Consider the following 13524-nt stretch of genomic DNA (forward strand, 5'->3'; position numbering starts at 1 on the left):
TGCCGTTGAACGATTTATCTTGGGGAGTGTCTGGAGATAACCTCGGCCCTTATTGCCACTGTTCGGTCACCGGATAATCTCAGGTGCCACCGATAACGCTGGCAAGTCGGTCAGGATGTTCTGTCACCACAATGTCCACCGGCTCATCCAGAAGTTTTCGGGTGGCGGTGACGTTGTTGGCGGGATCGGGACTGGAAGCGATGACGGCGTCAGCGTCACGATGCGCCGACTCAAAAAGTGAGGACGAGGCGTTGGCGGGCAGATAAAGCGCGTAAGGATGCCGTCCTGCCAACTGTTTTGCCAGATGCGCGTCCCGAGCGGACTGAACCGGCATTGCGACGACGACCGAGCGGTCGGCCGCCAGGGCGTCATGAGCGCTGGCAAGGTCATGCGCCATCAGGACGGCCCTTTTCCTCATCCCCGTTGCCCTCAGCTCCTTCACCACTTCAGAAGCGGGGATGTCGTGGATCGACAGCATGACCAGTTCGTGTCGTCTGTAGGAAAGCTTCAGCGCATCGTGCAGCGGAAGAGACGTGCTGCCGGCGATCGCCAGTTTGCCGCCTTCATTCCGGGTCACTTCCAGAGCCACCATTGTTGGCAGATCATTGGTATCGAGAATGTCCGGGGTCGGCACGGGCAGTCTGGCCAGCAGCGTGTCAGTCCGGGAGGCCTCCACCGTCGGGGAAGGCAGGGTGGTCGTAGCCGCCTTTCCACTCGCGCAGATGACCAGTCCATGATGGATACGGGTCAGCAGCGCGTCTGCATGGGAGTCACGCCACATCAGGCCACCACCGGCAATGGTGATGACTGACAGCGCGACCAGAATATTCCGGCGGCAGGAACGGGTCAGGAAAGACTCTTTCCGTTTCTGGTCTTCAAGAGAGTCCTGTCTATCAGGCTCAGGCATGAGCCTCTTCCTTCTTGCGCTCGCCAGCCATGGCGGCGGCCCTGTCGAGATCGACAGACAGCACGCGGCTCACACCGCGTTCCTGCATGGTCACGCCGTAGAGCCGATCCATGTGAGCCATTGTAAGCTGATGATGTGTCACCACGAGAAAGCGTGTTCCTGCTTCGTTGACCATATCGCCCAGCAGCGCGCAGAAGCGGCCGACATTGGCGTCATCAAGTGGAGCATCGACTTCGTCCAGTACGCAGATCGGAGCCGGGTTACAGCGGAAGACCGCAAAAATCAGGGACAGAGCCGTCAGAGCCTGTTCACCGCCGGAGAGGAGCGACAGGGTGGCAAGCTTCTTGCCGGGAGGCTGGGCGTAGATTTCCAAGCCAGCTTGCAACGGATCATCGCTGCCGACAAGACCCAGATGAGCGCGTCCACCACCGAACATGCGCGAAAACAGAGACTGGAAGTGGTGATCGACCTGCGTGAAGACCGCCATCAGGCGCTCACGTCCTTCCTTGTTGAGGCTCCCGATCGACCCGCGCAGACGCGCGATGGCGGCCTCGATTTCGCCATGCTCGCGCCGGATGACCTCAATCTGCTGCTCTGCCTCCTGAGCCTCGATATCGGCGCGCAGATTGACCGGACCAAGTTCTTCCCGCTCACGGGTCAGGCGGGAAATCTTGCGGCGCAGTCCTGTTTCCGCAGACTCCGTGAGATCGCCGACCGGCGCTGTGGGAGGATCAGGCGTCTCGGCGAGCAACTGATCGAGAATGGCCTGAGCCTGCTCGCTCTTGCCCTCGCTTCTGAGCAGATTTTCCCGGGCGGTCGCCAGTCCACCTTCAGTCTGTCGCCGTGATTCCTGTGCGTCCTTCAACCGGCTCTCGGCTGCTTCTCTCGCGGCGTTCGCGGCCGAAAAACTCTCTTCCGCTCCAGACAGGGCGGCTGCCGTCCGTTCACGAAGCTGCCGTGCCTCATCGGGAAGAGCCGTCAGGGTCTGATGATCCACAGTGACCGCGTCAAAGCGAAGCTGCGCTTCCGTCAGTTGTTCTTCGGCTGTCGCAGCCCGGACGGTCCACTCCGACAAGGAGTCCCGAAGTGCGGCATCCCGGCTGGTCAGGCTGCCGATCTCAGCGACAAGAGCGGCGCGTGCTTCACGGCCTGTCTGCTCTTCTCGACGTAGCTCAGAAATCTTTTCACGTAATGTTTCAATCGGGTCCGAATCCTGAGCGTCGAGCACTGTCGCCGCACAAGCCGCTTCAGCGGACTCGAGAGTTGCGGCTGCTTCGAGCAGTTCGACTCCAAGGGCCGCCAGACGCGGTTCCGTGGCGGACAGACGGGAGCGCGCTTCCAACGCCTTTTCCTGCATGGTCCGATGAACGGCTTCGAGCCGGGTCATTTCCTGACTGGCTGCTTCAAGTCCTGCACGGGTGGCAATGGCGGCCTGTTCCGCCTCCTGAGCCGTTGTCTCTGCATTTTTCAGGGCAGTGGCCGCAGATGCCGGGTCAGACGACGCTTCCAGAGCCAGACGGGCCGCTTCAACGGTTTCCTCGGCCTTGCTCCGTTCGGAATCGAGGCGGACCAGTTCGGGCAGCATGGTGCCCAGCCGGGATTCGGCGTTTCCGTGTCGGGTTTCGGTTTCCTGCTGCGCCCGTCGCGCCTGCTCGAAGGCGGCCTCCGTCTTGCGACGGCTTTCTCTTGCAGCCGCTTCCGTCTGTATCGCCTTCTGGTCGCGGGTTCTGGCCTCTTCATGGGCTGCCCGCAGCACTTCCGGTGCAGGGAGGGCTGTCTGAGTGGCCTGTGCATCCGTGACAGCCTGCTTCGCCGCGGCGAGAGCCTGTGTCGCCCGTTCACATTGCGGACGCACGGCATCAAGTCTGGCGCGGGCGGCAGCGTGGCGGCGGGAGGTCTCTGCTTCCGCTGTCCGCACTTTCCCGAGAGCCCCTTCGATCGCAGCACGGGTCATGCGGGCCGTGCGGACGGCTTCGTTCGTTCGGGTGCGCGCCTGAGCGGTCTCGGACGCTCTCTGTTCAGTGGCCGGGAGGTCGGCGCTTTTCTCGTCGAAACGAAACTGTGTTTCTTTCAGGATACGACGCTGCGCCAGCCTCTGCGCCGCAGCGCTCGGCTGACCGGCGGCGATGCGGTAGCCATCCCAGCGCCAGAACGCGCCGTCACGCGTGACGAGCGACTGTCCCGCCTGTAGCGACGGGACGAGCGAATCGCCATCAGCCACGCTTGCCACCAGTCCGGCCTGTCCAAGAGCGCGGGTGAGGGTAGGCGGCACTGAAGCCAGCAAGGAGGCGAGCGGCGTTGCTTCGGGTGGCAATGCTGGCGCTGAAGTCAGCGGCCCCAGCGCCGACCATGAACGGGACGCATCCGGCGCGACAGTGGAATCCGGCGCGTCCAGTCCTTCAGCCAGTACCGTCGCAATGGCGATTTCCATCCCGTCAGGAATATCCAGTTGCCCTGAAATCGGGGCGGCAGAATCTTCTTCATCAGCGCCGAGAGCCTGTGACAGCCCTTCGATCTGCGCTTTCAGACGGGTCAGTTCGGCTTTCAGAGTTCCGAGTGCGGTCTCGGCCTGCTGTGCGTCTGTCTCGGCCTGAGTGGCGGCTTCTTCCGCGTTTGCAAGACCCAGTTCCGCATCGTTCAGGCGCTTCTCCTCCGCCGCGCGCGCATTCTGGGCCTGTTCCAGAACGGCATCCGGAACGGCGTTCTGTTCAGCCGTCGCCAGTTCCCGGGCAAAGGTCGCAGCTTCCTGTTCGGCGCGCCGAAGGGCGGCTTCGGCTGACTGAACGGCCGCAGCTACCGAGGCGCGGGTGGTGTTGTCTTCTTGCATACGCCCACGGGCTTCGACCAGCGCGGCGGAAGCAGCGGCTCTCTCGGTTTCAGCGGCTTCCAGTGCGGTGACGGCCTGTGTCCGGGCGACTTCCGCATCGGTCACAGCCTGAGCCAGCGCGCTCCGTTGCGTGTCCGGGATCAGTTCACGCTCTGTCTGCTCCTTGCGCTGCGCCAGCGCATCCCGGTCCTTGCGAAGACCATTGAGAGTAGCCGTTGCCGTTGCGAAGGCCTTCTCACATTCGATGTGCCGGGTTCTTGTCGTTTCCGCAGCGTTACGCGCGATGGAAAGGGCAACCTGCGCTTCGGAGCGTTTCTGGCTGGCTGCATCCGCTTCTTCACGGCTGCGCGCCAGAGTTGTGGCGGCCTGCTGCACGGAAGCCTCCGCTTCCGCCAGCACATCCTGCGCCGGCAGTTCCGCCTGCAATGCCTCGATCTGCCGCTTCAGAGCATCATGGTCTTCGGCGAGACGGGTATGGCGCAGGGTCGCGGATTCAAGCGCCGCCTGAGCCTGCTCCGACCGTGTGCGTGCCGCTGTGGCTTCGGCCATCAGGCGTTCCAGCGTTTCAGAAGCCTCCTGCAAAGCCGCCTGAATCCGAGTGAGGCCTGCCTCGGCGTCCGCCTGTCTGTCGGGCAGGCTGGTCTGGGCCGCCTGAACCGTCGCCATCTCGTCCTGAAGACGGGTCAGGGTGGCGGAGGCATCCTCCAGCCGGGAGCGGGCGGCGTCACGATCGGCTTCACTCTGCCGGAGTCGTTCCGTGGCGGCTTCCGCAGCCTGAGCGGCGCGTTGCTCTTCAAGCGCGACGCCTTCCGCCGCGACCTTCTGACGTTCCAGCGCGGTGCGGGCGAGTTCCGCGGCTTCACGAATGGCAGGGAGCGCCTTGTCGGCCTCGTAATCCGCGAGGACGGCGGTTTCGGAGGCTTCCTCAGCGGCAATCAGAGCATTGCGAGCCTGCACTGCGGCCAGTCTGGCCCGTTCGACCTGCTGTCGGGCGCGGGCGTGCAGGAGCGCCAGCAGGGAAATTTCCGCATCGCGCAGACTGGAGGAGAGTTCCCGGTAGCGGGACGCCTGTTCGGACTGGCCGGTCAGCCCTTCCAGTCGGTTCTCCAGTTGTGTGCGGAGGTCTTCGGCACGGGTCAGATTGCTTTCGGTGGCGCGGAGCTTGAGTTCGGCTTCGTGCCGTCGTGCATGCAGGCCAGTGATGCCTGCCGCTTCTTCCAGAATGGTGCGCCGCTCTTCGGGGCGTGCGCCGACCAGCATGGCCACACGGCCCTGACTGACCATGGCCGACGAACGTGCGCCGGAAGCGAGATCGGCGAACAGGGTTTGCACGTCGCGGGCGCGGATAGCTTTGCTATTCAGGCGGTAGTCGCTGCCAGAGCCGCGTTCGGCGCGACGGGACACTTCCAGATCGTCCTGTTCGGCGAACGGTCCGGGACCAAGCCCCTTGGCGTTTTCCAGAACGAGGGTGACTTCCGCAAGGTTGCGTGCGGGGCGGCTGGTCGTTCCGGCGAAGATGAGATCGTCCATCTCGCCGCCACGCAGCGAGCGGGCGGAGCTTTCACCCATCGCCCAGCGGAGCGCTTCCACGACATTGGATTTGCCGCAGCCGTTCGGCCCGACGATCCCGGTCAGACCGGGGAGGATGTCCACGGAGACCGGATCGGCGAAGCTTTTGAAGCCCGCGATGCGAAGCTGGACGAAGCGTGCGCTCATCCAGTCACCACGGCGGATATGAAGGTGTCAGACACGGTGAGTTTGGCGTCCGTCGTCAGGCTGTCAGCCCGGTCGGGGCCTCAGCCGCCTGCCGCGATGACTTTTTTCTCGAACGCATCGTAGGTCAGTTCACCCTGACGATAGACTTCGTCGTTGAAGCGGAAGGTCGGCGTGCTGTCGATCTTGTAGTCTTTCTCGGCGCGGGTCTGTTCGGCGAGGATGGCGTTCTGGAAAGCGACGTCATTGACGGCTGTGTCGAACTCGGCTGGTGACATGCCCGCAAGACCGGCCATCTTGCGGAGCTGCTCTTCCGGATTGACGTTCTCACCATAGGCCCAGCGGTCGAGGTTGGAGAACAGCGATGTCATGAACGGCTCATAACGCTCAAGCGGCAGGCTACGGGCGACCTGTGTGGCCATCAGTGCCGTGCGATCAAGCGGGAAGTCGCAGAAAACATAGCGGATACGGCCTGTGTCGATCAGCTTCTTGCGAATTTCCGGGAACACATCCAGTTCGAACCGGGCGCAGTGCGGGCAGGTGAAGGAGAACCATTCCTCAACCACCACCTTGGCGTTCGGGTTGCCGAAGGCGCGTGGAGCCATACGAGGGTCCGTCGTGTTGGCGGCCATCGCCCGACCGAGCAGATTCGGGGCGAATGTGGCCGGAACGGCGAGTGCAAGCAGGGCACGGCGTGTAAGCGACATGACATGGAACTCCGCAAAAACAGGGCCACTTGAGAAAACTGCCGGAGGTCATGACCGGTCTGACAGGAGAACGTCAAGTCCACAAAAGGTATCAGTGGTCCGGAAATATTACAAAGTGTTGTCGTTGTTCTGGTTTCTGCCGCAATTATGAGTCACTCTCGGAGAGTTGGTTCTACCGAGCGGAACCTCATTCTTGAAATGGCGCTGCAATGAAAAAACTTCTCTCTCTTTCCCTCGCGGCTGTGATGGCTGTCGGTGTGGTTCCGGTCGCGCATGCCGAACCCGGTGGCTGCATCAAGTATGGCGCTGCTGGTGCCGTGGGTGGTCATGTTGCCAATCATCATGGCGTGCTGGGCGCTCTGGGCGGTTGTGTGACCGGCATGTATGTGCGTCACCGTTATCGTAAGGAAGCCCGCGCCAAGGCTGTGCTTTACGACAAGGAACATCCGGGCGCGAAAGGCACCTACGCCGAGAAGGCCACGGCTTATGATGTCGAACATTCAACCCAGCCGGGCGCAATGAACCCCACAACCGCTGTGCCGCAGGTCAATGCGCCGCAGACCAATGGCCCTGTTCCGCAGGGGCAGCCTGGGCCCGATACGACTCACATGTGATTCCGTTCCGTGTGGTGGCTTCGGCTGCCACACGGACGCAGTTTCAGAGAGAGTCCGGTGTGCGGATGGCGTGCCGGTGTCCGTTCGGATCGCTGACCTCGACCAGAGAGGGCTCAAGATAGTCCGGTCCCAGCGGCACCTTCCCGTATCCGCCTGGAATATCCAGCACGTATGTCGGCCAGGCCAGTCCGGTTACGCGCCCCCGTAACCCCGCGAGAAGTCGGCGACCTTCCTCAATGGGCACATGAAAGCGTGCCGTGCCGGGAGCGGGGTCGAGCTGATGCAGATAGTAGGGTTTCATCCTGCTCTCGACCATGGCCCGGAACAGTCCTTCCAGAGCGTTTTCGCTGTCATTGACGCCGCGCAGAAGAACGGACTGGCCCAGAACGGGAATGCCTCGGCGCAGAATTCGTTTCAGTGCCTCACGCCCGGCAAGACTGAATTCGCGCGCATGATTGGCGTGAACGACCAGCCAGACCGCCTTGTCCGCATCCATCGCATCCAGAAGCGCTTCGGTGATTTTCTCCGGCGCGGCAAGCGGCACGCGACTGTGAATCCGCAGGGTTGTGACGTGCGGTATGGCGGCCAGTTCGCTCATGATATGCCCAAGCCGCCTTGGCGAGAGCATCAGCGGATCACCACCTGTCAGAATCACCTCACGAATGGCGGTGTTTTCACGCAGCCAGTTGAACGCGGTCTCAAGGGCGGCTTCGTCGAGCAGTCCTCCGTCCGGTCCCACATGTTCGCGCCGGAAACAGAAGCGGCAGTAAAGAGGGCAGATCAGTAGCGGTTTCAGCAGGGCGCGGTCGGCATAGCGATGAACGATGCCGGGAACCGGTGAGAGTGCATCGTCTCCAATCGGGTCGGCGAGTTCATGAGGGGCTGTATGGAGTTCGTTCGGTGAGGGGATGACCTGCACGCCGATCGGATCGTCCGGTGTCTCGATCAGTTTCAGGAAGGCTGGCGGAATTGCCGTCGCATACTGTTCCGCAACACGGGCGATGGCGGGCAGTTGCTCGTGCCCTACAAGACCAGCCCCGACCAGTTCCTCGGGGGAGCGGAGCGTGCCGGCAGTAGAGAGATGTGTCCCATGGCGAGCGATGGGAGAAGCTGACGAGGACATGGGCGCGCTTCTAATGGGTTTGTCTGTGTTTGGGCAATGTCGGGCAGGAAGGAGCAGGAAACGGGGCGTGCCGACGATCGCCTTGCCTGATAGGATTGCACGGTTCTCGCAGAGAGGCATGTTGAAAACGGGGAGCTTCAGGATGAAAACGGATGGCGCAAAGGGCGGTATTGAACAGATAGCGGAACGTCTGCCTCTGCTGCGTCGCCGTTCGCTGATGGTGCAGGGTTTGCGGGCTTTCTTTGATGCCCGGGGCTATCTCGAAGTCGAGACGCCCTATGCGGTGCCTGTTCCCGGTGAGGAAGTGCATCTGCATGTGTTCGCCACGGAACGGGAAGCTCCGACTGGCGAGCGGGTGCCGCTTTTCCTGCACACAAGTCCCGAATTTGCGATGAAACGGATCGTCGCCGCGACGGGGCTGAAAATTTTCCAGTTGGCCCGCGTCTGGCGGAATGGCGAGGGAAGCGCGCTACATTCGCCTGAATTCACCATGCTGGAATGGTACCGGCCGGGGGCCGGTCTTGAAGATCTGATGGATGAGACGGAACTGCTGGTCCGCACCATGCTCCCTCCAGTCGTCCAGCGAGACGGGTATGCGATCCCGATTGAAGAGCCCTTTGAAAGGCTGACAGTCGCGGAAGCCTTCCAGCGTCATGTCGGAGCGGATGTTCTGGCCACAGCGGATGACGCGGAAGCTCTGGCCGAGCAGGCGGGTGTTGTCCTGAGAGCGGGTGAAGAATGGGAGGACCTTTTCTTTCGGCTGCTTCTGGAGCGTGTGGAGCCTGTGATCGGACGGAACAGGCCGACCTTTCTCACGCACTGGCCCGCCAGTCAGGCGGCGCTGGCGCGCCGGTGTCCGGCGGACCCGCGTGTGGCGCTCCGATTCGAGCTGTATATCGGCGGCATTGAACTGGCGAATGCTTTTGAGGAACTGTCCGACGCCAGCGAGCAGAGGGCGCGTTTCGAAAACGATCGTCACAGGCGGGCGTTGCTGTATCCTGAGCGTCCGGACTGGCGGATGGATGAAAATCTGCTGGCGGCCCTGCCTCATCTGCCGCCCACATCCGGTATTGCGCTCGGGTTTGACCGGCTGGTGATGCTGGCCACGGGTGCGCCACGTCTGTCAGATATCTTGTGGCTGGAGTGATTTCGCGCCAGCATCCTGTCCGATCACTGTCGTCATCCTCTCCGGCCTGACCATGCAGGAGAAACAATTAGGGGAATTTGTCATGAGCATCAGGCGTAACGGGCCATTTCTGGCGCTCGCTTCCTTAACTCTGATTTCTCTGACGGCCTGCTCTGGCCCTACAAAGGAGCAGCGTCGTCAGCTTGACGCCCTTGTAGGCAAGACGGAAGTGGACGTCGTGCGCGCCTTCGGCGTGCCGACACGGACCTTCATGGCCAATAATCACCTGTTCCTCGCCTACATAGACAACGAGACCCAGTACTACCCGGGCAGCATGGGTTGGGGCTGGGGTTGGGGCGGTCCTGGCTGGGGACCCGGCTGGGGCTGGGGCGGCATGGGAGGATGGGGTGGCATGGGCGGCTGGGGTATGGGTATGGGCGGCGGTTTTCCGCCCAGCTATTACAACTCCGTCTGTCAGACCACGTTTGAGCTGTCTGACGGACTGGTTCGCGGCTGGACCATGCGGGGAGACGGTTGCTGATCGTCTCCACTTTCCAGAGGCCTGAAAAAAGAAGTAATCCTCCTTTGCGGTCTGGCAGGGATTTACAGATACGAAACCCGGACCCCATAGAGAGTAAAAGAACAGCACCCGCCGGGGCGGGGGCACGGGATTTGGAACGGGGATTCAGTATGCGGCCAGAGCGGGCAGTGCAGTGGAGCGCGGCAGGCGCTGCTATGGTAATGGCGCTGTCCGTCGGAGGATGCCAGAGCAATGCACGGCAGGATTCCTACAAGCAGGTAGGCAGCGTCTGCTCGTTCATGGCGCCGACAGTGTCCGGCACCAGAAACTACACACCGGCCAGCGACAAAGAGGCGCCGGACAGCCGGATTGCCTATGCCGACCCGGAAACGCCGATCTATTGTGACCGTCCCATCTCGGAGGCTGTTTCACAGGCGATCGAACTGGCGAACTATGCTCAGGCGCTGCACGTTTCCGGCTATTTCGCAGTCTTGCAGCAGGCTGGACCCTACACGGTCTTCGCCATTCCGAACGAGCCTCTGGCGCACTATTCGGCGCAGTTCCGGAACGGGTTGCTTGACCCGGCCAACCAGTCAGCCCTGAAAGCTCTGATTTCTTACACAATCGTTCCGGGAAAGTGGCCCGTGGCGAAGATCAAGAACCGTCTCGCCAAATCGCCGACGCATGCCTTCAGCCTGAAGACACTTGCCGGAATTCCGCTGACCTTTTCGCTGGATGCAACCTCCGGTCAGCCTTTGATCAGTAACGCTTCGGGTGCGAGCAATCATCTCTGGGTGACAGGCGTGCCCCAGTCCAATGGCGTTCTGTATTTTACGCAGTCAACGCTTGCTCCTGTCTTTCCGGCCCAGCCCGTCGTTCAACCTGCCGCCTCCAAAGGCGTCGTTGCGACACCGTTGCCTGCGACACACTGAGTTCAGTCAGACTGGTCCGACGTGTGAATAATGCACGTCGGCTTCGGACGTTCAGAGAACCGGGTAGGCACCTCCACTTTCCATTTCGAGGTCGCGTAACCAGCCAGTGACCGGATGGGCCTGACTGTGCGGAAGATTGTTAGAGCGGTATCCGTTCAGGCTGGATCACGGGTGTCGTTCTCAAGAATCTCTCTGTCAGGTGTCCATTGAATGGTCCTGCATGAAAACTATTTTTATTTTTATTATCAATATAATACATGAAAAACCTGACCGTGTTTCTTCGGTCAGGCAGCGTCGGAGCACGGAAATTTTTCGTGTAACAAATGACGCACCATCCGGATAACATGACACGTGTTACCCGGATGGTGGTTAGCAGTTCCTGCTGGTCAGGCGCTTACAGCGGCCTCAATTCCGGCACGCACGGCGTTGAGTGCCGCATCGGCTGCGCCGACATCCGGCCCACCTGCCTGCGCCATATCCCGACGTCCACCGCCACCCTTGCCGCCAAGAGCCTCGCTTGCCGCCTTGACGAGGGAGACGGCGTCAATCCCTTCTGGCAGGGCCGGGCTGACGGACACCACGACGCTGGCTTTTCCATCAGCCGTTGAAACAAGGGCGACGACACCTTCGCCAATCTGCTTGCCGATCGTGTCGGCCAGTCCCTTGAGTTCCTTCGCCGGGGTTTCTCCGACATTGCGGCCCGCAAAAGAAATGCCTGCTATGGTCTCGACCTTGGTTGCATTGCTTCCACCGGCCGCCAGCTTGCGCTGAAGGTCGGAGATTTTCCGCTCCATGATCTTCCGTTCGTCGAGAAGTGTGGCGAGGCGCTCTGGCGCTTCGGTCATGGTCACTTTCAGCATCGCGGCAATCTGCGAAAGACGCTCTTCGTTGGCCACAGCCGCAGCTTCGGCAGCGGAGCCAGCTACGGCCTCGATCCGTCGGACGCCTGCCGAAACACCGGTTTCCGAGGAAATCCGGAACAGGCCGATATCGCCCGTGCGACTGACATGCGTTCCGCCGCATAGCTCGACTGACCACGCAGGCTTGCTGCCGTCAGCATCCCTGCCGCCCATGGAGACGACGCGAACTTCCTCGCCATATTTTTCACCGAACAGAGCCATCGCCCCTTCGGCCGAAGCCTCATCCGGCGTCATGATGCGGGTCGTGACGGCCGTGTTCCCTCGGATACGGGCGTTCACTTCAGCCTCGATCTCGTTCAGTTCCTCGCGGGTGATCGGGCGTGGCTGGCTGACATCGAAACGCAGGCGGTCCGGTGTGTTGAGGCTGCCTTTCTGCATGACATGATCGCCCAGACGACGACGCATCGCTTCATGCAGGAGATGAGTTGCGGAATGATGTGCACGGATGGCGGAGCGGCGGGCGTGATCGACCTTCGCGGTGACGGCCATACCGGTCTTCAGGGTGCCTTCCGTGACGGTGCCATAATGCACCAGCAGGTCACCAAGCTTTTTCTGGGTGTCCGAGATGGCCACCTTTACGCCTGATGCTTCGATCTCACCGGTATCGCCAACCTGTCCGCCACTTTCGCCATAGAAAGGGGTCTGGTTGAGAAGGATCGCAACCTCGGTGCCCGGTCCGGCGGTTTCAACGCTGACGCCAGCCGAAGCAATAAGCTGTATCTCCGCCTGAGCCGTTTCCGTGCTGTAGCCAAGGAATTCAGTCGCGCCGAACCTGTCGCGCGCCTCGAACCAGACGGTCTCGACGGCGGTGTCGCCCGAACCGGACCATGCGGCACGGGCACGATCCCGCTGCACCTTCATGGCGGCTTCAAAGCCCGGAACGTCCACCAGATGACCACTTGAACGCAGAGCATCCTGCGTCAGATCGAGCGGGAAACCGAACGTATCGTACAGCTTGAAGGCCACATCGCCCGGCAGGGCACCACCCGCTGACAGTTTGTCCGTTTCTTCCGTCAGGAGCGACAGTCCGCGACCGAGCATCGCCTTGAAGCGCTCTTCTTCGCCGCGCATCGTTTCACGGATCAGGGCTTCCGCCTGAGTGAGTTCAGGATAGGCCGCGCCCATCTGCTGAATCAGGGCAGGGAGCAGCTTGTAGAAGACCGGCTCGGACGTGCCCATCATGTGCAGATGGCGCATGGCGCGACGCATGATGCGACGCAGCACATAGCCGCGACCATCCTTGGATGGAAGGATGCCGTCGGAGATCAGGAAGGCTGTGGAGCGCAGATGGTCGGCGACGATACGGTGGCTCGCCCTGAACGGGCCGTCCGCGTCCTGCGATGTCACCTCGGCGGAGGCGAGGATCAGGGAACGGAAAGTATCGGTGTCATAGTTGTCGCGCTTGCCCTGCATGATGGCGGCGAAGCGTTCGAGACCCATGCCCGTATCAATCGAAGGGCGGGGAAGCGGCGTGCGCGTTCCCGGTGGGTCCTCGAAGAACTGCATGAACACGAGGTTCCAGATTTCTACGAAGCGATCTCCATCCTCGTCAGGAGAACCCGGAGGACCACCGAATACATCGGGACCGTGATCATAGAAGATTTCCGAGCAGGGACCGCAGGGACCGACGTCGCCCATGCGCCAGAAATTGTCCGAAGTCGAGATACGGATGATGCGGTCATCGGTCAGACCGGCAATCTTACGCCACAGTCCCGCCGCTTCCTCGTCTTCCGAATAGACCGTGACGAGGAGTTTCTCTTTCGATAGTCCGAAATCCTTCGTGATCAGATTCCAGGCCAGTTCAATAGCACCGGGCTTGAAATAATTCCCGAAAGAGAAGTTTCCCATCATCTCGAAGAAAGTGTGATGCCGGGCTGTGTAGCCGACATTGTCGAGATCGTTATGTTTGCCGCCAGCCCGTACAACCTTCTGCGCGGTTGTGGCGCGCGCGTAGGGGCGGGTTTCCTGACCGGTAAAGACGTTCTTGAACTGCACCATTCCGGCATTGGTGAACAGCAGCGTCGGGTCATTACTGGGAACCAGTGATGACGAGGGGACGATCTGATGGTCGTTGGACGCAAAATAATCCAGAAAAGCGGAGCGGATTTCATTTGTTGTTGGCATGGTGCGGAAGA

General features: G+C 61.3%; 9 protein-coding genes. 4 read left to right on the forward strand and 5 right to left on the reverse strand.

Annotated elements, in window-relative coordinates:
- Window positions 1-79: 79 nt before the first annotated feature.
- From LKE90_RS03575 to LKE90_RS03585, 3 genes are all read right to left on the reverse strand, one after another.
- The gene (locus tag LKE90_RS03575) at window positions 80-907 is read right to left on the reverse strand and encodes a hypothetical protein (protein ID WP_291490907.1); all 828 of its coding nucleotides are present in this window, start codon (window positions 905-907) and stop codon (window positions 80-82) included.
- On the reverse strand, window positions 900-5450 hold the full coding sequence (locus tag LKE90_RS03580; protein ID WP_291490908.1) for an AAA family ATPase: 4551 nt from the start codon (window positions 5448-5450) through the stop codon (window positions 900-902). The genes LKE90_RS03575 and LKE90_RS03580 overlap by 8 nt, the downstream gene beginning before the upstream one ends.
- Before the next feature lie 80 nt (window positions 5451-5530).
- Complete coding sequence (locus LKE90_RS03585) at window positions 5531-6154, reverse strand: thioredoxin domain-containing protein (RefSeq protein WP_291490909.1); 624 nt, start codon at window positions 6152-6154, stop codon at window positions 5531-5533.
- A gap of 209 nt (window positions 6155-6363) precedes the next feature.
- On the opposite strand from LKE90_RS03585, the gene LKE90_RS03590 reads away from it, so the two are divergent.
- Window positions 6364-6768, forward strand: coding sequence for a hypothetical protein (locus LKE90_RS03590; protein ID WP_291490910.1), 405 nt, complete (start codon window positions 6364-6366; stop codon window positions 6766-6768).
- Window positions 6769-6811: 43 nt separating this feature from the next.
- Here the strand turns inward: LKE90_RS03590 and LKE90_RS03595 are convergent, their stop codons facing one another.
- Entirely contained in the window at window positions 6812-7891 is a 1080-nt protein-coding gene (locus LKE90_RS03595) for a lysine-2,3-aminomutase-like protein (RefSeq protein ID WP_291490911.1), read from the reverse strand.
- A gap of 142 nt (window positions 7892-8033) precedes the next feature.
- Here LKE90_RS03595 and epmA point away from each other — a divergent pair, with 142 nt between their 5' ends.
- The 3 genes from epmA (at window position 8034) to LKE90_RS03610 (ending at window position 10469) form a co-directional block, all read left to right on the forward strand.
- On the forward strand, window positions 8034-9038 hold the full coding sequence (gene epmA / locus LKE90_RS03600) for an EF-P lysine aminoacylase EpmA (protein WP_291490912.1): 1005 nt from the start codon (window positions 8034-8036) through the stop codon (window positions 9036-9038).
- Between the two features lie 82 nt (window positions 9039-9120).
- On the forward strand, window positions 9121-9558 hold the full coding sequence (locus LKE90_RS03605) for a hypothetical protein (RefSeq protein ID WP_291490913.1): 438 nt from the start codon (window positions 9121-9123) through the stop codon (window positions 9556-9558).
- A gap of 149 nt (window positions 9559-9707) precedes the next feature.
- The gene (locus LKE90_RS03610) at window positions 9708-10469 is read left to right on the forward strand and encodes a fasciclin domain-containing protein (protein ID WP_291490914.1); all 762 of its coding nucleotides are present in this window, start codon (window positions 9708-9710) and stop codon (window positions 10467-10469) included.
- A 386-nt stretch (window positions 10470-10855) separates the two neighbouring features.
- Here LKE90_RS03610 and alaS read toward each other — a convergent pair whose 3' ends face one another.
- Window positions 10856-13513, reverse strand: a complete 2658-nt coding sequence (alaS, locus tag LKE90_RS03615; protein ID WP_291490915.1) for an alanine--tRNA ligase — start codon at window positions 13511-13513, stop codon at window positions 10856-10858.
- Window positions 13514-13524: the final 11 nt, after the last annotated feature.

It is taken from the genome of Acetobacter sp. (assembly GCF_022483985.1).
In the GTDB taxonomy this organism is placed as follows: Bacteria; Pseudomonadota; Alphaproteobacteria; order Acetobacterales; family Acetobacteraceae; genus Acetobacter.

Coding starts and splice junctions, on each gene's coding strand:
- LKE90_RS03575 (WP_291490907.1), bottom strand. CDS start 907: ATGCCTGAGCCTGATAGACAGGACTCTCTTGAAGACCAGAAACGGAAA.
- LKE90_RS03580 (WP_291490908.1), bottom strand. CDS start 5,450: ATGAGCGCACGCTTCGTCCAGCTTCGCATCGCGGGCTTCAAAAGCTTC.
- LKE90_RS03585 (WP_291490909.1), bottom strand. CDS start 6,154: ATGTCGCTTACACGCCGTGCCCTGCTTGCACTCGCCGTTCCGGCCACA.
- LKE90_RS03590 (WP_291490910.1), top strand. CDS start 6,364: ATGAAAAAACTTCTCTCTCTTTCCCTCGCGGCTGTGATGGCTGTCGGT.
- LKE90_RS03595 (WP_291490911.1), bottom strand. CDS start 7,891: ATGTCCTCGTCAGCTTCTCCCATCGCTCGCCATGGGACACATCTCTCT.
- epmA (WP_291490912.1), top strand. CDS start 8,034: ATGAAAACGGATGGCGCAAAGGGCGGTATTGAACAGATAGCGGAACGT.
- LKE90_RS03605 (WP_291490913.1), top strand. CDS start 9,121: ATGAGCATCAGGCGTAACGGGCCATTTCTGGCGCTCGCTTCCTTAACT.
- LKE90_RS03610 (WP_291490914.1), top strand. CDS start 9,708: ATGCGGCCAGAGCGGGCAGTGCAGTGGAGCGCGGCAGGCGCTGCTATG.
- alaS (WP_291490915.1), bottom strand. CDS start 13,513: ATGCCAACAACAAATGAAATCCGCTCCGCTTTTCTGGATTATTTTGCG.